This window comes from Flavobacterium sp., assembly GCF_028689845.1.
Classification (GTDB): domain Bacteria; phylum Bacteroidota; class Bacteroidia; order Flavobacteriales; family Flavobacteriaceae; genus Flavobacterium.
Genome location: NZ_JAQVCH010000020.1, coordinates 36,891 through 55,275 on the forward strand (window position 1 = coordinate 36,891; position 18,385 = coordinate 55,275).

The following is an 18,385-nucleotide window of genomic DNA, read 5'->3' on the forward strand; positions in this document are numbered from 1 at the left end:
AAGGAAATAACTTAAAAAATGATTTATTAATAAAATCGATTTGATTCTTATAAATTAATCATAAAAGTTGCGAGATTATCTTCTGCCTGAAGTTCCAATTTTTTACGAAGTCGGTACCGATGTAATTCTACACCGCGATAAGAAATATTCATCAAAGGAGCTATTTCTTTTGAGGATAAATTCATTTTAAGATAAATGCAGAGTTTTATATCTTTAGAAGTGAGTTGTGGAAATTTTTTACTCAAGCGATACACAAATTCTTCATGGCTCTGTAGGATATTTTTTTCAAAATTTTCCCATTCTTTTTTATTAATGGCATTCACTTTAATGGAATTACTGATTTTATTTTTTATCTGGTTTAAATCTGTTTCACTTTCTAGAATTTTTTGAATACTTTCAATCATTTCTGATTGTTTGGCAATAGAAAGCGATTTTCCAGCTACTTCAGACGCTTTTGTTTGTACTTGAATTTCCAAAATATGTTTTTCATAATTCTGCAATTTCAATTTGTTTTCTGCTTCCAATTCTATTTGAATAATTTCTTTTTGGTGTTTTAATTCTTCCTCTTTCAATTTTAATTTTTCTTGATATCGAATCTTATTCCATTTATAATACAAGTAAAACAAAACACTTAGAGCCAATAAATATATCAAAATCATCCAAAAAGACAAATACCAAGGATTTGAAACGTTGAATTCAAAGCTATTAACTTTATTAAAATGTTCACCGTCAAATTGAAAAACAGTCAGCTTTTGTTGACCACTTGAGAGATTATTCAACACCAAATTACCATTTTGAAAAGCAAAATAATCATTCTTGCCATTTAGTTGATAAAATAATCCTGCTCGATTGTATCCAAAATATTCGGGAATAACATTAATCTCAATAGAGTTATTATATTTTACAGTTGAATTTTCAGCCACTTTTAGACCTTGACAAAAAGCTTCAACCGTTACGTTTTGCTTTTTAAGAAGCCTGTTATTTAAGGGGAAAAGAAGAAATCCGTCATCTAAATTTAAAATGAGTTGGTTCTCTTTTTTAAATATCTTAGTGTCTTGATTAACAATTTTACCTTCATAATATTTTGAAGGAATTAAATTCCATATAAATTTTCCGTCTTGTTGATTAATGAGATAAAGCAATTTTTCTTTTATAACAATAAAATGAAAATCGTCTATGGGAATGATATCTGAAATATTTTTAAAATTATGATTAAACAAAATATCTTTCTCCAATTTTGATGTGAACGAATTATGATGATACCACGTATTATCAATTAAAAATAAAATTTCATTTTTAAATTGAAAAAGTTTGACTTCAAAATCATTTGCAATTTTATTTTTTTGAGTACTATTTTCAATTTTATCTAATTCGAAATTTGATTTAAAATTAATCTTATATAAACTACGGTAATTATCAACGGCCCATAATTCATGTGATTTATTTTGAGCAATATTTTTAATGGGTTTAGTAAGATTTTGAATAATTTTATATGAAGATAACTGCAAAGGGTTTAAATACATTACAATACCAGAATAATTAGCTTGATACAATTTGTTGTCCAACGGGCTTTTCAATAGTTTCCAACCACCGCTGACAGAATTCATTTTTTTTAAAGTAGTTCCATCATATAAAAATGTTCCATCATTGTGTCCGATAATAAATTCATTACCCATTTGTTGAATGTCCCAAACTTGTCCTTGTGAATTTGGCAGAACTTGTAGCTTTTTATCTTGGTATTTAAAAACACCATGATTAGAACCCAATAAATAGCCATTAGGAAGAAAAGCTACCGAATAAACAGAACCTAATTCACCTGAATTATCAGAAAAAATAGAATAAGGCGAATTGATTTCGATGTGTGAAATTCCGTTATCCATGCCCAACCACAAATCGTTTTCTTTGTCAAATCCGATACTTAAAACTGAATTATTTTGGAGTGAATTGTTCCGATTGATATTTTGATATGTTTCTGCTTTTAAATCGACTACATATAAGCCCCTAAAAGCAGTACCGATTGCTAATCTATTGGAATCTATGAATTTAGCGGTAATAATGATTTCTTTTTTCAAGGCTTCATTAAGTCCGTTTTGCCATGCTGTTAACTGACCATTTTTTTCAATGAAAACACCGTTTTTTTGAGTAAAAATAAAGAGTTTATTCTGATAATTTTCGATGGCATGGATGATATTTCCTTTTAAAATATTCCATTGATAAAGCGGCTCAAACTTCTTATTTTTATATTCGTAAACGCCATTTTTCACAGAGGCAACCAACAATTTTTCGTCTACAACAAAACAATATGAAATTTGGAACGGAAACCTTATTTTTTCAATTTTATTTCCATCATAACTAAATAAATCATTAAACGATTGAAAAAATATTTTATCATGAAATTTAAAAATCTTCCATATTTCTTCGTTATTAGAAAAGTCTTTAAATAATTCTTTTCCTTTACTCAACGAATGGTAAATCATTTCGCCTTGTTGACGTGTCCAATAACCAAATTCAGTATAAGAACCACTATAAATCCGATCACCATCAGCAAAAACTGAACGAATGATGGTTTTATTGGGCATGATATACTTATCCCATTTTACACCATTATAACGTAATAAATATTGATTATTCGCAAAATAGAGGGCGTTGTCTTGTCCTTGAGTCACACCCCAAACCTGGTTATCTCCGTTATAATTTGACTTCGTAAAATTTTCGACAAAAGGAAGTAATTCTTGCGAAAAAGTATTCCAAGAAATAAGGAGGCAAAGCCAAAAATGAAACTTAAATTTCATGAAACGAAAGATTATTCTCCAAATGTAAAAAACTATTCGGACTTCCTAAGAAACAAGTGACATCTATTTGGAAACGGATTACTCTTTTCCGTCTACATAATCTTGCAAATAAGCAAAACGGGGAGTTAACTTTCCGTTTTCTGTCATTTTAGCACGTTGTAGAATTCCTTGTTGATCTCCATTAAAAAAAGCGGGAATAACATGTTCCATAAACATTTCACCAAAACCTTCGCTGGCATCTTTGGGTAATTCACAAGGTAAATTATCCACACTCATGACTAAAATAGATCCAGGATGCGTATAACTCACTTCTTTATTTTCATAAGGCAAATAACCAAAAAACGGGTCGGCGATTGTAGATGCTTTAATCGTACAAGCAATTGGTCCGTTGACATCACATGAAATATCAGCTACTACTTTTAGCTTACAATCAGCAGCTTTCAGCATCTCTTGCGTTAAAATAAAAGGCGAATTATTTCCATAAAAATGACCGGCCATAAAGATATCGCTTACTTTAGTAAAGCGTTTAAAATCGGACACATAATCTGTAGGATTATTATAAAAATCTTGCTTTGATAACTGTTGCCCGTCTTTTCTTTTATTATAATCTAAAACATCCAATTGAACATAAACGGGTTCAGAATAATTTTTTGTTAAAAATTGTTCTACCGTAATTTCTTTAATTTTAATAGCGTCTAAAATCTCTTTGGCTCCCATTCCAACTTTACCCTTTCCGGTTAAAACAATTTTAATTGGAGGCAGCGTTTGTCTTTTTAATTTGGCAATTAAATCCTCTCTACTATTCAACGTTTCTGCTTTAGGAAGGTTGAATAGTTCATATTTCATTCCGAAACCTCGAAGACCATTATAAGAACCTACTATTCCTGCGTAGCGTCCAAATCCGATTAATCGTCGGTTATTGGCATCGACTATCGTTTCGTGGTCATACAATTCTATATTTTTATCTAAAACCGCTTGAAGCAATTTCCGATTATAAGGTTGTTTTTTGATGGTATGTGAAAAGAAAAAATATTTTTTATTTGGAATTAAAGCGTCCACTGGAACTTCTTTCACACCTAGCAACACGTCACAAGTTGACATGTCTGTCGTTACTTCCAGACCTAAAGTAGCATATTCTTCGTCTTTAAAAAAACGAATCGGTGAGGTTTCCACTTTAATTTTAGCTTGCGGAAATTCTTCTTGCAAACGAACTAATTCTTCAGGGGTGAATACGACTCTTCTGTCTGGCGGGGTTTTACGTTCTTGAATTATTCCGAATGTCATTTGTTATATTATTTGTAATGTGATTAATATTTGTTTCAAATGTAACATTAATGGCTAAGTCAGACAAATTTTATTTATACCATTTTTTTGATTATCTTTGTGGTCTAGTTTTTGATTGATAGGTTGAGGCGACGAAAACTGCCAATTACAACTAGAAAAATGGGGTCGACCGGTTTTGACAGCGGGTGGAACTAAACGGTAAGCACGTCGAGCATTGGACATTTGGCTCGTAAATATCAAGGTTCACAACTTATAAACGGCGAAAATAATTACGCTCTAGCTGCATAATCTGAATTAAAGTAAGATTTGCCTCGCTCCTACTAGGTAGGAAAGCTGGATTCTCCTCGAAAGCCTTGGTTTGTGGCGTTTGATTAAGGAGAACTGTAAAAATAAACCTAGAAACGGTGAAGCTTTAAATCCGTTTTGACATTTATAAAGCTAAGCAAGAAGTGGCTGCCTTTGGCCTTGCTTTTTGTCGAAAATTCAATCGAAGGATAAACGCGTAGAAAGCTCTTTGGTTGCTTGTTTGGACGAGAGTTCGATTCTCTCCGATTCCACAAAAACCCTTGTAAGTCATTGATTTACAAGGGTTTTTATTTTTAGGGGACGTTTTAGAGTATTTTTAATTTATGATTAGAAGTCTATTTAAATTAATTGATTAATTCTAATTTTGCTTCCATTGTTGATTAAATTTTAGTTGAATTAATATCAATCATTTTTTCTGTCTTGGTTTTTTACACTTGAAGCTAAATTAGTATCTCCAACTCAAGCGAAATACAATTATATATTCTTAAAAACTTTTTTTTGTAACTTACGCTAGTTAAGTAACACTAATGACAAAATTTAATTCGCTATTTTTTTTCTTTTTTTGCTTCGGTTTATACAGTCAAACCACGATTTCTTTTAGGCAATTATCTGTAAAAAACGGATTATCGCAGAATAGTGCCATTTCTATTGCTCAAGATAAAGAAGGCTTTTTATGGATTGCCACTCAAGATGGTTTAAATCGTTATGACGGAAATAATTTTACTACTTATCCTTTTCAATATGAAGACATTACCAAACCTAATTACAGTTATTTAGGCAAAGTTTATAGTTTTTCTGATGACAGTCTATGGACAATCCCAATAAACAAAAAACTATATCATTTCAATAGTAAGAAAAACGCTTTCGAAGAAAAACCACTGTCTTTTGCTCTGTCTAGTTTTTTGATAGACAACAAACAAACAAAGTGGTTTGGCTCCTTTGAATCGGGTTTATACTATCAATTAAAAGCAAGTCAGGAATGTATTCCGATACGTCTCCCTTTTTCTGAAACTTCCACAATTTTTGATATAAAACAAATTTCAACAAAAGATATTCTTATTGCGGGTTCGGGAGTAATTGGCAAAGTTGATTCTAAAACCAAAATCTTTAACTCTTTTCTAAAAAATTCGACTACCTTAAATTACAGTTCTATAACCGAAGATAAAGACGGGGTAATTTGGATTGGTTCTTATGGCCAAGGTGTTTGGATTAAATCTCCGCAATCAGATTTTATAGAATCTTTATCTAAAATCTTCATCAATTTAGACATACCAGAAAATTTAAATACACAAGCCGTTTTTGCAGATTCTCAGAACAGAATTTGGATTGCAACGTATGGAAACGGTTTATTCCTTATTGCTGCTGATCGAAAAAAAGTAACCCATTTTAAACATAGCAAACAAAATCCGAGGACAATTCATTATGATGACATCTTGAGCATTTATCAAGATTATTCAAACACTATTTGGTTTGGAACCGATGGCGGGGGACTGAGTTATTATGATGTTTTTTTAGAAAAATTCATTCCATATATGAACTCTCAAACACCAGAAGCGATTAATATCGATGTGGTGCGAGCCATCACCAAAGATCAAAATAATTCGCTCTGGATTGGCACGAGCGGAAAAGGTTTAACCCAATTCAATCTAACCACTTCCGAATGGAAAACTTATACGAAGTCAAACCTCAACGGATTAAAATCGGATAGAATAATGAGCTTATTCTCCGCAGAAAATGGCGATTTATGGATTGGCACGCAAGAAGGCGGGTTGTATCTCTTGCATCCCAACGGAAAACTCACCTCTCTTTTAGCAAACAATCCCGCACATCCAAGTACAATTTGGCGAATTTTTCAAGATAGCAAATCAAGAATGTGGCTCGCAACACGCGATAAAGGTTTAGTTAAAGTCGATCAAAATGGGCGTTTTATAAAATCTTATGAACACATTAGTCGGATTGGCTCAAACAAAAAATGTTCAATGAGAACCATTTGTGAAGGCGGAGGTTATCTATGGTTAGGCACCGATTATGATGGTTTAATTCGGTTTAATCCTGAACTCGGCGAAGCAAAATATTATACGTATTCAAATTCAAAAAATGCGTTGTCGTCCAACCAAATTAAATCGTTATACTATCAAAAAGATAATGATTTTTTATGGATTGGCACCAATGGAAAAGGTTTAGATTTGTTTGAGGTTGCCACACAAAAATTTCGAAATTTTTCTGAAAAAGAAGGATTAGCAAATAACGTAATTTATGGAATTCTAAAAGATTCAGCTGCTAATCTTTGGTTGAGTTCCAATAAAGGAATTACAAAATTCTCAATACCAAAAGATTTTTCAGGAGAAACAACTATCATTAATTATTCTAATTATGACGGTTTGGCGACAGAATTTAATACTGGAGCTTATTATCAAAGTGATTCAGGCGAATTATTCTTTGGAAATTTAGATGGATTTTATGCTTTTACTCCTGAATTAATAAAAAGCAACACCATTTTACCTAAAACTAAAATCACAAAATTAGATGTATTTAACACGCCCGCCACTTTAACAGATTCCTTACAGCTAACGCACAAAGAAAACACTTTAACTTTTCATTTTGCCTCCCTACAGTTTTCTTCACCAGGACAAAATCAGTTTAAATATCGGCTAATTCCTCATGATGACGATTGGATTTCGAGCGGTTCAGTACCTTTTGCTCGTTATACCAATTTGGCACCAGGCTCCTATTCCTTTGAAGTAATATCAGCAAATTATGATGGTTATTGGAATCCAACAGGGGATTTTTTAAACTTTGACATTCTAAAGCCCTGGTATGCAACTCATACTGCAAATTTTGTTTACTTTATATTGGTTTTACTTTTTGTGTTTTGGCTTTATATTTTCTTTTTAGGAAGAATAAATTACAGGTTGAAACAAAAAGAAGCCTTGCAATTGAAAAACATCAATGATTATAAGAGTAAACTTTTTTCTGATTTATCACACGAAATTAGAACCCCTTTAACCTTAATGAGTATTCCGTTAGAACAACAAATGGCTAATAAGCACATTCTGATAAGCTAAAAAATGATTTGGAAGCAGTATCAGAAAACAAAGACCGCATTCTTAAAATAGTTGATCAACTTCAAGAGTTAACATTAGTTGAATTAGATAAGTATCCGCTTTTAGTAAAAGAAGGCAATTTGGAATTGTTAATTTCCTCGTTACTCCATTCGTATAATTATTTGGCTCAGGAAAAAGGAATTCAACTCACTTCTTCCATTAAAATCAACAATAAGGCTTGGTTTAATGATGACATCCTCTATAAAATATTTACTAATTTACTTTCGAATGTGATAAAGTTTTGTCCGACAAATGGTTTATTTCACTTTACAGCCATTTTAGATTCGGATTTAAATTTACAGATTATAGTCAAAAATGAAATTGAAAAACCAATTGAGAATCCAAGTCAATTATTTGATCGATTTTATCGTGAGAACTTTGCAACCGAAGGTTCGGGCATTGGTTTAGCCTTAGCAAAAGAACTAGCTGAATTACACAAAGGAAGTTTAACTTTTGAAGACAGTCAAAAAAACGTTGCCATTTTTATTTTGCAAATTCCCTTACATAAAAGCAATTATATTTCTTTAGAAATTGAACAAACAACACCAAATACAGAAATAACTTCGTTGCAATCAGAATCAGATTTATCTACTATTTTAATCGTAGAAGATCATCGAGAACTTCGAAAGGTTTTAGTCGAATTGTTTAGTCCAACTTTTCAAGTCGTTGAGAGTTCTAATGGTCAAGATGCCCTTGAAATTGCAAAAAGAGAACTTCCTAACATCATTTTATCTGATGTAATGATGCCTAAAATGAATGGTTTTGAGCTGTGTCACGAATTGAAAACAAACGTATTGACTTCTCATATTCCCATTATTTTATTAACGGCGAAGACAGATAATGAAGCAGAATGGCACGGAATTTCAGAAGGAGCAGATGCCTATATTAAAAAACCATTTCGAGCAGATTTATTACAATTAAAAGTCAAAAAACTACTTGAAAACCGTAAATTATTAACTGACCGGTATAAAAATTCAACGAATTTCAAACCTACAGAATTTGAAATTCCCTCAACCGAAATGTTATTTATGGAAAAACTCCAAACGATTATAGATGAAAAACTAAGTGACTGTGCCTTTGGTGTTTCTCAATTTTGTGAATTTATGGAAATGAGTCGTATGCAGTTACATCGAAAATTAAAAGCCGTTACAGGACTATCAACAACAGACTTCATGAGAATCAATCGGCTTAAAACAGCGGATGCTCTACTTCAGAATTCCGATTTACAAATTGCTGAAATAGGTTATCTATGTGGATTTAACTCTCCTTCCTATTTTATCAAATTATATAAAGAAGCATATCAAATCACTCCATCAGAACGCAGAAAATAAGAGAAAACCATATTTTATCACACGAATTATTAATTAAATTCTAATTTTTACTGTTTTCAAATAGCAACCCTTTATTTATAATTTTAGCCAAACTGTCTCTATTCAATTTCAAATAATATGGAAATTCAATAACTTTACTTAAAAAAGGTGTAATGGCGTTTGTTTGAATCATACTACTTTTACTAAACTAAATTAATAAATATGAAACCAACTAAAATCATCGGAATCGTTTTAATTCTTGCTGCCTTATATGTGGGCTACATCGGAATTACAAAAGTGTCAGACAACACCAAAGAAATCAAATTTTTAGGATTAGAAATTAATGCTTCCAACGAATCTGGAAAAGAAAAAGGATATTTTTTCTTAGGTGGTGCAATACTTTTACTTGGCGTTGGAGCTTATACGTTAAAAAAATAACGCTTTTGATAATTTCATTTGTAAAAGGTTTAATGTTTTTTTTTAAAGCAATTACTAAGCTATCAACAAAATAACATTAAAGTAACCTTGTTTTTTATTTGATTATGGAACTCGTAGAAAAAATTTCAGAAAAATTAGGCTTAACTTTCATCAACGAAGAAGAGTCTAGTGGAAATGTTTGTCTGGCAAACAGCGACGAACTGCGTCCAGAATTTAAAGAAACCTTCACTTTATCGGACATGCTTTATTATGAACTTGCAATATTAAACCCGCTTAATATAGAAGATAAAAACAAATCACTTTTAGCATTAGATTTAGTCCCAAAAGACAGAAATTCTTTTTGGGACTTAGTCTCATTGGGTAAAAAAATAAATCAAATTCAACTATAACAAAGCGTTATTAGTACAATATTTAAGTGATTGTTATAAAACCATGCTGATAAAACTCCTATGTAATTGTACAAATAATTTATTTCTACATATTTGATTACTCCTTCTTTATTTTTCAAATTTTGAAAATAATACACTCAAATAAAAAATTTATATAAAAAACCAGTATAAATAAGCATTTGTTACAATAGTTATATCAATTGTTACCATCCTTATATTTCATTCTACTTGTATGTGCGTACTTTACTATTCAATTTTAAAAGGAGTAGTTATGCGTAAAATTTTATTCTTTCTCAGTATATTAATGGGAGTTACCGCTTTCTCACAACCACCAACCAATCCCTCGACAGCGGTCAACATTTACGGCATCGAAGGTGATCGTGCAAGTTTGAGTATTACAAGAGGAAATGGAGCTGCTAGAATAGTTATCATTAAAAAAGATAGCCCAGTAACCTTCTCGCCCGTAGATGGCACTTCCTATTTAGCCAATACTACTTTTGGGGATGGTCAAGAAGTAGCTCCAGGCGAATTTGTCATCATGTCTAGTGCTTCAAACAATGTAACTGTAGCTAATTTAATTCCCTCTTCAACCTATCACATTGCAATTTTTGAATTTAATGGTTCTGGAATAACAAGTTTCTACTTAGTTTCGCCAAATTTAATAAGTAGTTTTACAACCTTGTCTCCTCCTTCTGTTCAGGCTACAAGTTCAGTAATCTCAAACTTAAATTCCAATACGCTTTCTTTATCTTGGACACCCGGAAATGGAGCGTATTCAATTGTATTAGCAAAAGAAGGCTCACCCGTTAATGCCAACCCCGTAGACTTAACTTCTTACTATGCTCAGAATACCTTTTATCAGGTAAATAATGGACCCGCACAAATTGGAGTGGGCAACTTTGTTTTATATAAAGGCACGGGAAATACAGTGAATATTGATAATTTAAACCCAAACACTACCTATCATTTTGCCGTGTTTTCTTTCAACGGATCTAATGCACCGGTATATTTAACCACTAATCCAACAACTACCTCAGCAATAACTTTATCCTATCCAACAGTACAAGTTAGTAATTTATTATTTGATACGCTCGAGGGCGATAGTTTTAGAGCAAACTGGACAGCGGGGAATGGTGCTGGTAGAATTGCAATTATTCGTGAAGAACAACCTGTAACCGTTTTTCCTCAAGATGGTACAGCTTATATTGGAAACCAAAATTTTTTAACCGCCACAGACATTGGTGGTGGACATAAAGTTATTTATAGTGGAGCTGGTAATAACGTAAATATTTCAAATTTAACCTCTGGTGTTAACTATTATATTGCTGTTTTTGAATATGCTGGAGCTGGAATATCACGCACTTATAATATCATCGGATATCAAACTGCAATGCAAGGCCCAATCATTGCTCCTACTCAAAATGTCATTAGTATAACCGCTAGTTTAGTAACAGATAATAAAGCAACCTTAACAATGCAACCAGGAAATGGCAGTGGCAGGTTTGTAGTGGTAAGAGCAAATGAACCAACTAGTTATGAACCAATTGATTTAAACAGTTATTACGCTAACAACACTCCCAACTTAAACGATAATTCGGGAAATGTTGGAAATGGAAATGAAGTGGTCTACAAAGGAACTGGTAATGTAGTTAATATAACAAATGCAATCCCTAATACGACTTATTATGTTACAGCATATGAATTTAATGGTAACAGTAAGCCTATTTATAATAAAACTAGTCCAGCCATAACAACTTTTACCACTTTACTACCTCCTGCTCCTACACTACCGTCTACAAATCTGACTTTTTCCAAAGAAGGAAATTCACTACGCCTTCAGTGGTCTAATGGAAATGGGCAACGTCGAATAGTGGTGATGAGTAAAACACCAATAACTGCTGTTCCTCAAAATGGTATTCAATATGTTCCAAACTCCGATTTTTCTCTAGCTACAGAAATTACTCTTGGCGAAAAAATTGTTTTTGACGGAACTACTTATAGTACTACCATTACTGCATTAGAAATTGGAACCACCTATTATGTTAGGATTTATGAATATAACGGAACCGAATTACTTACTAATTATTTAACAACCACAAGTTTAAATGGCTCAGAATCAACAGCTTTTGCACCAACAATAAGTTCATCAAATCTTTATGTTGAACAAATAAACCAAGACCAAATACGGGTATATTGGACCAATGGAAATGGCCAAAGAAAATTAATCATTGGTCGTTTAAATGAAGCAGTAGATGCCATTCCCGAAGATTTAACTGCCTATAGTGCTAGCTCTTATTTTAATAGCGGTGCTGAGATTGCTCCGGGACAAAGAGCTAAATATTATTACACTGGTGGACCTCTAGGAATAGAGACGAATGCTATTATTTACTCCATCAGCCCTGGTAATACTTATCATTTTAAGATATTTGAAGCCAATGGTGTTAATGCACCTGTTTATAATACGACAGACCCTGCATCAGCGAGTTATACTGTTGGCTATGAACCCTTAACACCCTCAACAAACTTACATACCCAATCTTTTGATGGTGGTGCCATGACGGTTTATATTTCAAATACTGGTGGAGGTCAAAAAAGGATTATAGTAGCTAAAGAAGGTAGTCCGGTTACTTTTTTACCTCAAGATGGAGTGGATTATGCTGCGAATAATGATTTTTCGTTAGGGTTAGATTTAGGAGATGGCCAGAAAGTAATATCTAATAATGCTAGCTACTTTGCTAATGTAACAGGCTTAGAACATTCTAAAACCTACCATTTTGCTGTTTTTGAATATGGTGGTACAGGCTCAAATATTGACTATTTGACTTCTTCGTTTGGTATTACAAGTGGAAACACATTATTGTTGCCAACGCAACAAGCATCTTCTATCAGTTTTAATGGAACTACTTCTTTAAGCAGTAATGTTTCCTGGACCAACGGAGATGGTACAAATCGTTTAGTAATTGCAAAAAAGAGTAGCCCTGTAGATGTAGAACCTCAAGATTACACCAATTATTCTTCCTATTCCTCTAGTTTTGGAACTTCAGGTAGTTTGGGCAATGGAAATTATATTGTTTACAAAGGAAATAGCAACAATTTTAATTTGACTAATTTACTAAGTGGTACTAATTATGAGGTAGCTGTTTTTGAATTTAATGGTACTGGAACACCCATATTCAAAAAACCGGCCTTAACCGGTTCCTTTACAACTTTGGGCCCACCACAAGAACAAGCTCAATTACAAGCATTTACCAATATAACAACCAATTCAGGTCAAATTAATTGTATCTCAGGTAGTGGACAAAAACGTTTAATAGTGATGAAGGCAGGTAGTCCAATTTCTGCATTTCCAAGCGAAAACACAACTTATATACCAAATAGTTACTTAGGCTCTGGCAGTTCTATAGGAGATGACACTTTTGTAGTGTATAATGGATTTGATAGTCAAGTAACCGTTACTGGTTTGGCTCAAGGCGTTACGTATTATGTAGCTGTATTTGAGTTTAATTCTTTTTCTGGCGGGATTGTAAATTACTTAACACCCTCAACAGCCATAGGCAATTTTACAACAATTTATGATCTTTGTTTCGGTATTACTTGTCCCCCGGGGTTTGCTTGTGATCAAGGGGGGTGTTTTCCTATTGCCTTTGAAATATCTGGTATTGTTCGAGACGCTACCTCTTTATTACCATTAGAAAATGTTAGCATCAGCTCAGGCTCAGAAATTGCTATTACAGATGCTCAAGGTTTTTATACAATAATAGTTCTTGGCGGAGATACATTAACCCTATCATTAGCAGGTTATCAAACACTTACATCCGACCCAATTACTAGTTCGTCCTCTTCCTTAGATTTATATCTACAAATAAACAATCCTTGTGAAGGTGTAGTGTGCCCGACAGGATATAGCTGTTTACTAGGAGGATGTTTTATAGACCTGTATAACGTTTCGGGTATCGTTCGTGATGCAACAACCCTACTCCCGTTAGAAAATGTAATCGTTAGTAATGGTATAGATACCGTGTTTAGCGATGACCAAGGAAATTATTCCATTAATGTTGAGTATGGTCTTACTCTATCTTTAACATTATTAGGCTATCAAACACTAATTACTGACCCAATTTATTCTACTACTCCTTCACTTGATTTATACTTAAGTGATTTGTGCGTGGGTGTAACATGTCCGCCAGGATTTTATTGTGACGAAGGCTTATGTATAGAAATTACTAATCCATGTGATATGATTCCCCCTGTTTTATCTACCTGGTATCCAGATGTAGATGAAGATGGTTTTGGTGATGAAAACAACTCCATTGAAGCTTGTGAAGCTCCTATTGGTTATATCGACATTGGTGGCGATTGTGATGATGTCGTAACTTCTATTAATCCAGGAGCAACCGAGATTTGTTATGATGGTATTGACCAAAACTGTAATGGAATTATAACGGATGGGTGTGCAATTATTACTGCAACACTACGACCGGAAAATTGTGGTCAACAGTTAACCTCAATTAATCAAGTAGTTAGAGGAAACTCCTATTCACAATCAATTCCAAATGGAGTTACTGTTACAGGTTACCGATTTAGAGTAACGAATTTAATTACCAATGCGGTTCGTATTGTGGAACGGTCTAACTATATTTTCCAATTAACTTATACTGATTTTGCAGAATACGATACGCCATATTCAGTAGAAGTAGCTCTTCGATTAAACCAAGAGTGGATGGAAGTTTATGGTGCTCCTTGTACAATTACTACACCTGGAGTTCCAAATACGATTTTAGCGGCAACTTCATGTGGAGCAACAGTAGTACAATTGAATAACATCATTCGTGCAGTTGTGGTACCATCAGCGTTAAACTACGAGTATAATGTAGCTTTAATAGAGGGTGGTTTCCCAGTAGCAACGACAACATTAGTTCGTTCAGGAGCATCATTCAACTTGTTACAATTAACAGGTATTCCAATTAAATTTGGAGCGGAATATAGTGTAACTATCCGAGTGGAAGTACCCACTTCTTCAGGACCACAATGGTCTACGGTAGCCGGAGCAACTTGTTCTGTATTTACTCCATTTGCTCCAGAAGTTACTATTGAAGGTTGTGATGAAGAAACCGGAATTACACCCGCCAACTTAAACACAGTAGCATATGCTGATCCAATTGGTGGAGCGACACAATACCGTTTTACGTTAACAAATGGATTGGCTTATAACCAAGTGTATGTTGCCTCTTCTCGTTTCTTTAGATTGAGTAATTTTAATGCTTTATCACCATTAACAGCAGGCGAAACTTATTCTGTATATGTTGAAGCGGAGATTTATGGCTACTATTACGCTGGTAAAGACTGTAATATTTTAGTTCCGGGTGGAATCTTAATTAAACCCGAAACAGAAATTGAACAAGAATTAACAAGAACTTTAGCTGTCGAGTTTAAAGCAACGATTCATCCAAATCCATTTGCAGAAAGCTTTTCATTAGAACTGCAAACCAAAAGCCAAGAACTCATCACCCTAACAATTTATGATATGACAGGGCGTTTAATAGAAACTAAAACCTTAGCGGTAGATCAAATCAAAGAGTTGCAAATTGGAAATAAATATCCAACAGGCATTTATAACGCATTAGTTAAGCAAGGTGAAACAACAACAACCATTCGAGTTGTAAAAATGTAATCCATTATTAGTTCTTTTTCTAAAAACTCCTCAACTTTTTGGGGAGTTTTTTTGTAATCTATAAATTCAATAAAAAGTGAAATTTAGTAGAACTGTGCAATTCACTCAAAAAAAGCGTTATTTTTGAAACAATACAAGATTCACTTAACCATTAGGTTACTATGTTAAGTTGAATCCAAACCTAATTTAATGATATTAAATATGAATAATAAAATCTCTTTTCAGTTTATTAGTGAACCTACAGACGTGAATTTTGGCGGAAAAGTACACGGCGGCGTAGTAATGAAATGGATTGACCAAACCGCATACACTTGTGCAAGAAGCTGGGCAGAAACCTATTGTGTCACTGTTTATGTGGGTGGAATACGATTTTATAAACCCATAAGTATCGGCGAAGTTATCAAAATTGAAGCTACTGTAGTCTATACTCGAAAAACAAGTATTCATATTGCTGTTGATGTGTTTTCAAGAGATTTTTCAAACGAAGGTTTTGAGAAAAAAACCCACTGTATTATCGTTTTTGTATCGGTAGATGAAAATGGAAAACCAATTGCTGTAAAAAAATGGATACCAAATTCAAAAGCGGAGAAAAGCATGGAAGAATATGCTATTAAATTAAATCAGCTTCGAAAACAAATTAGTGAAGAAATGATGCCGTTTATAAAATTATAAAAATTGAATAACACTATTATTTAGTGTTTACCGCTAAGCATGAGGATTTTTTGGCTGCTTACTTACGATAGCAGTCTCACTATTTAATTAAACCAAATAAAAACGCTTGCCGATTTGGAATTAAGAGATAAAGAAAGTGATCTTTCATTACAAAACAAATCTATTATTTAGACATTTTCTATGTAACTCTTTAAGTTTTCTCACTTGTCAGCATGACTGTTTTTAATCCATTTCTACTATCTTTGCTCACTATGAATACAACCTTATTGTCCTCACCGTTGCAAGGATTTACCGATTTTAGATTTAGAAATGCCTTCCATAACTTCTTCGGAGGCATCGACACGTTTTATTCGCCTTACATCAGACTCAACGGAAAATTAATCATCAAAGGTTCGTACGAAAGAGATATTCTTCCCGAAAACAATACTACCTTAGAAGTAATTCCACAAATCATTACCAATGACGCAGAAGAATTTTTATTTGTAGCAAAGTATGTACAAGAAATGGGGTACAACGAATTAAATTGGAATTTAGGTTGTCCCTATCCGATGGTTGCCAAATGCGGAATGGGTTCTGGATTAATTAGTAATACTGCTCAAATTGAACACATTTTAAAACGTGTTCACAACGAAACAGACATTATTGTTTCGATGAAAATGCGAATGGGTTATGAAAATCCAACTGAAATTTTAGATGTCTTTCCGATTTTAGACCAATATCCAATTAAAAATATTGCCATTCATGCCCGAATTGGAAAACAATTATATAAAGGCGGAGTTGATTTAGATTCTTTTCAAAACTGTTTAGACCATACTAAACATAAAATTTATTACAACGGCGATATTACCTCGGTAGCAAAATTTAAAGAAATGCAAGAGCGTTTCCCTTCTATAACACATTTTATGATTGGAAGAGGTTTGATTGCCGACCCATTTTTACCGTCGATGATTAAAAATGATATAATGGAATATCCTAAAAATAGATTTCAACTTTTTGAGGAATTTCACGATACAATTTACCAACAATATGACGCTTATTTAACTGGACCAACACCTATTCGCATGAAAATGTTGGGCTTTTGGGAATACTTTTCGGAATCATTTTCTAATCCTCAAAAAACATTGAAAAAAATAAAAAAAGCAGGAAATAGTAAAAACTATGAAAGTGCCGTAAAAGAGATTTTTAAAAGTGAAATGCATTAATCATTTATAAAAATACTCCTTCACAAAAATCTAAATTTTAAATCGGTCTCCTATTTTTTTACCGATAAGATAAGCAACGGCAACACTAAGAATGATAATCCAACCATTCATAAAAATATAAAAAATGAAGGCAATTGGATTTTCATCCGAATTAAAGCAATAACTGTCTAATAAAAAACAAAAATCAACCACTTCTACCGTAAACAACGTTAAAACAAAGCTGAGCAAAAACGTAATTCCCAAGGCTGACAAAACATAAACCAAATTTCTATTCATTGGTTTTTTTCCAGTCGGTTCAAAAACTTTTCGTTCCTCCGCTGTCCGTTTATTATTTTGAAGTGACCAAATTACTTTTTTGGCATCGTCATCTATATCCATTTTGTATTTAATTAACTGCAAAGTTACTTACGTTTTTTTTAGCATACTGTAACGAAATAATAAATAGTTTTAAAAAACTAAGTATCAAAAATTGATTCATTAGGTGATAAAGACATTCCAATAGGCCAAAAATCAAGCTAAATATACAAATTTACATCGCTAATTTAAAGTCAAAAATTATTTCTATATTTAGGGTTCTCATAAAATCGGATGAATAAAATCAAAAAAATCATTTTAATAAGTATTGGTATAGTAATTTTTATTAGCGTTCTAAACGTCGCTATTAATTATTGGGTAGAACTAAAATTACCTCAATTACTTAACAATAAAAACAATACTGTCCATCAAATTGACTATGAAGCTATTGATTTGTCGCTATGGAATTTTAAAATCACCGTTAATCATCTCAAGATAAGTCCAAAAACAACTCTAGAAAATTCTGATAAAAAATTTGGTGCCTACGGTACGATTGAATTGTTAGAGGTAAATGGATTTGATTTATGGAGTATTTTGTTTGGCGAAAAAATTAAAGCATCCAGTTTGCTGATATCAAAACCAATCCTACTACTCTATAAAAAGGAAGAAAATACCTTAAATGATTACAAGAATTTCAATTCAAAAGTAATGGAACCTTTTGAAAAAACAATTGTGGTTTCTGACCTAATTCTAAACGAAGGCGATTTAACAATCCTCAGTTATGAAGATGAAAACATCCTCTTAAAAGCCCATAACGTCAATTTTAAAGTAGAAGGAATTGTTTTAAACGAAAAAACAATCAATAAAAAAATACCTTTCTCTTATCACAAATATTTTTTAAATTGTGATAGTCTTTATTATGG

General features: G+C 32.8%; 10 protein-coding genes, 1 other RNA gene and 1 pseudogene. 9 read left to right on the forward strand and 3 right to left on the reverse strand.

The window, feature by feature from the left end; translation table 11 throughout:
• Positions 1-47 precede the first annotated feature (47 nt).
• Complete coding sequence (locus PHR76_RS08935) at positions 48-2,792, reverse strand: histidine kinase (RefSeq protein WP_300061227.1); 2,745 nt, start codon at positions 2,790-2,792, stop codon at positions 48-50.
• Between the two features lie 78 nt (positions 2,793-2,870).
• Positions 2,871-4,076 (reverse strand): NAD(P)-dependent oxidoreductase, encoded by a 1,206-nt coding sequence (locus tag PHR76_RS08940; RefSeq protein ID WP_300061230.1) that lies wholly within the window; start codon positions 4,074-4,076, stop codon positions 2,871-2,873.
• A gap of 161 nt (positions 4,077-4,237) precedes the next feature.
• Here PHR76_RS08940 and ssrA point away from each other — a divergent pair.
• From ssrA to PHR76_RS08980, 8 genes are all read left to right on the forward strand, one after another.
• Positions 4,238-4,636, forward strand: a transfer-messenger RNA (tmRNA) gene (gene ssrA, locus PHR76_RS08945).
• 273 nt (positions 4,637-4,909) lie between these two features.
• Positions 4,910-7,447, forward strand: coding sequence for a two-component regulator propeller domain-containing protein (locus tag PHR76_RS08950; RefSeq protein WP_300061233.1), 2,538 nt, complete (start codon positions 4,910-4,912; stop codon positions 7,445-7,447).
• 8 nt (positions 7,448-7,455) lie between these two features.
• Positions 7,456-8,817 carry a response regulator gene (locus tag PHR76_RS08955; RefSeq protein WP_300061236.1) on the forward strand — a complete coding sequence of 454 codons (1,362 nt, stop codon included), beginning with the start codon at positions 7,456-7,458 and terminating at the stop codon, positions 8,815-8,817.
• Between the two features lie 201 nt (positions 8,818-9,018).
• Positions 9,019-9,234, forward strand: coding sequence for a hypothetical protein (locus PHR76_RS08960; protein ID WP_300061239.1), 216 nt, complete (start codon positions 9,019-9,021; stop codon positions 9,232-9,234).
• A gap of 104 nt (positions 9,235-9,338) precedes the next feature.
• Positions 9,339-9,623 carry a hypothetical protein gene (locus tag PHR76_RS08965; protein WP_300061242.1) on the forward strand — a complete coding sequence of 95 codons (285 nt, stop codon included), beginning with the start codon at positions 9,339-9,341 and terminating at the stop codon, positions 9,621-9,623.
• 271 nt (positions 9,624-9,894) lie between these two features.
• Positions 9,895-15,294, forward strand: a complete 5,400-nt coding sequence (locus PHR76_RS08970; protein WP_300061245.1) for a MopE-related protein — start codon at positions 9,895-9,897, stop codon at positions 15,292-15,294.
• Between the two features lie 201 nt (positions 15,295-15,495).
• Positions 15,496-15,966 carry an acyl-CoA thioesterase gene (locus PHR76_RS08975; RefSeq protein ID WP_300061248.1) on the forward strand — a complete coding sequence of 157 codons (471 nt, stop codon included), beginning with the start codon at positions 15,496-15,498 and terminating at the stop codon, positions 15,964-15,966.
• 251 nt (positions 15,967-16,217) lie between these two features.
• Entirely contained in the window at positions 16,218-17,168 is a 951-nt protein-coding gene (locus PHR76_RS08980; RefSeq protein ID WP_300061251.1) for a tRNA-dihydrouridine synthase family protein, read from the forward strand.
• A gap of 30 nt (positions 17,169-17,198) precedes the next feature.
• Here PHR76_RS08980 and PHR76_RS08985 read toward each other — a convergent pair whose 3' ends face one another.
• On the reverse strand, positions 17,199-17,546 hold the full coding sequence (locus tag PHR76_RS08985) for a hypothetical protein (protein WP_300061254.1): 348 nt from the start codon (positions 17,544-17,546) through the stop codon (positions 17,199-17,201).
• A 210-nt stretch (positions 17,547-17,756) separates the two neighbouring features.
• Here PHR76_RS08985 and PHR76_RS08990 point away from each other — a divergent pair.
• Positions 17,757-18,385, forward strand: a pseudogene (locus tag PHR76_RS08990) (hypothetical protein); the annotation flags it as partial.

Bases quoted from the DNA above. Each gene is read 5' to 3' on its own strand.
- PHR76_RS08970 (WP_300061245.1), top strand. From the start codon at position 9,895: ATGCGTAAAATTTTATTCTTTCTCAGTATATTAATGGGAGTTACCGCT.
- PHR76_RS08940 (WP_300061230.1), bottom strand. From the start codon at position 4,076: ATGACATTCGGAATAATTCAAGAACGTAAAACCCCGCCAGACAGAAGA.
- PHR76_RS08980 (WP_300061251.1), top strand. From the start codon at position 16,218: ATGAATACAACCTTATTGTCCTCACCGTTGCAAGGATTTACCGATTTT.
- PHR76_RS08975 (WP_300061248.1), top strand. From the start codon at position 15,496: ATGAATAATAAAATCTCTTTTCAGTTTATTAGTGAACCTACAGACGTG.
- PHR76_RS08985 (WP_300061254.1), bottom strand. From the start codon at position 17,546: ATGGATATAGATGACGATGCCAAAAAAGTAATTTGGTCACTTCAAAAT.
- PHR76_RS08950 (WP_300061233.1), top strand. From the start codon at position 4,910: ATGACAAAATTTAATTCGCTATTTTTTTTCTTTTTTTGCTTCGGTTTA.
- PHR76_RS08960 (WP_300061239.1), top strand. From the start codon at position 9,019: ATGAAACCAACTAAAATCATCGGAATCGTTTTAATTCTTGCTGCCTTA.
- PHR76_RS08965 (WP_300061242.1), top strand. From the start codon at position 9,339: ATGGAACTCGTAGAAAAAATTTCAGAAAAATTAGGCTTAACTTTCATC.
- PHR76_RS08935 (WP_300061227.1), bottom strand. From the start codon at position 2,792: ATGAAATTTAAGTTTCATTTTTGGCTTTGCCTCCTTATTTCTTGGAAT.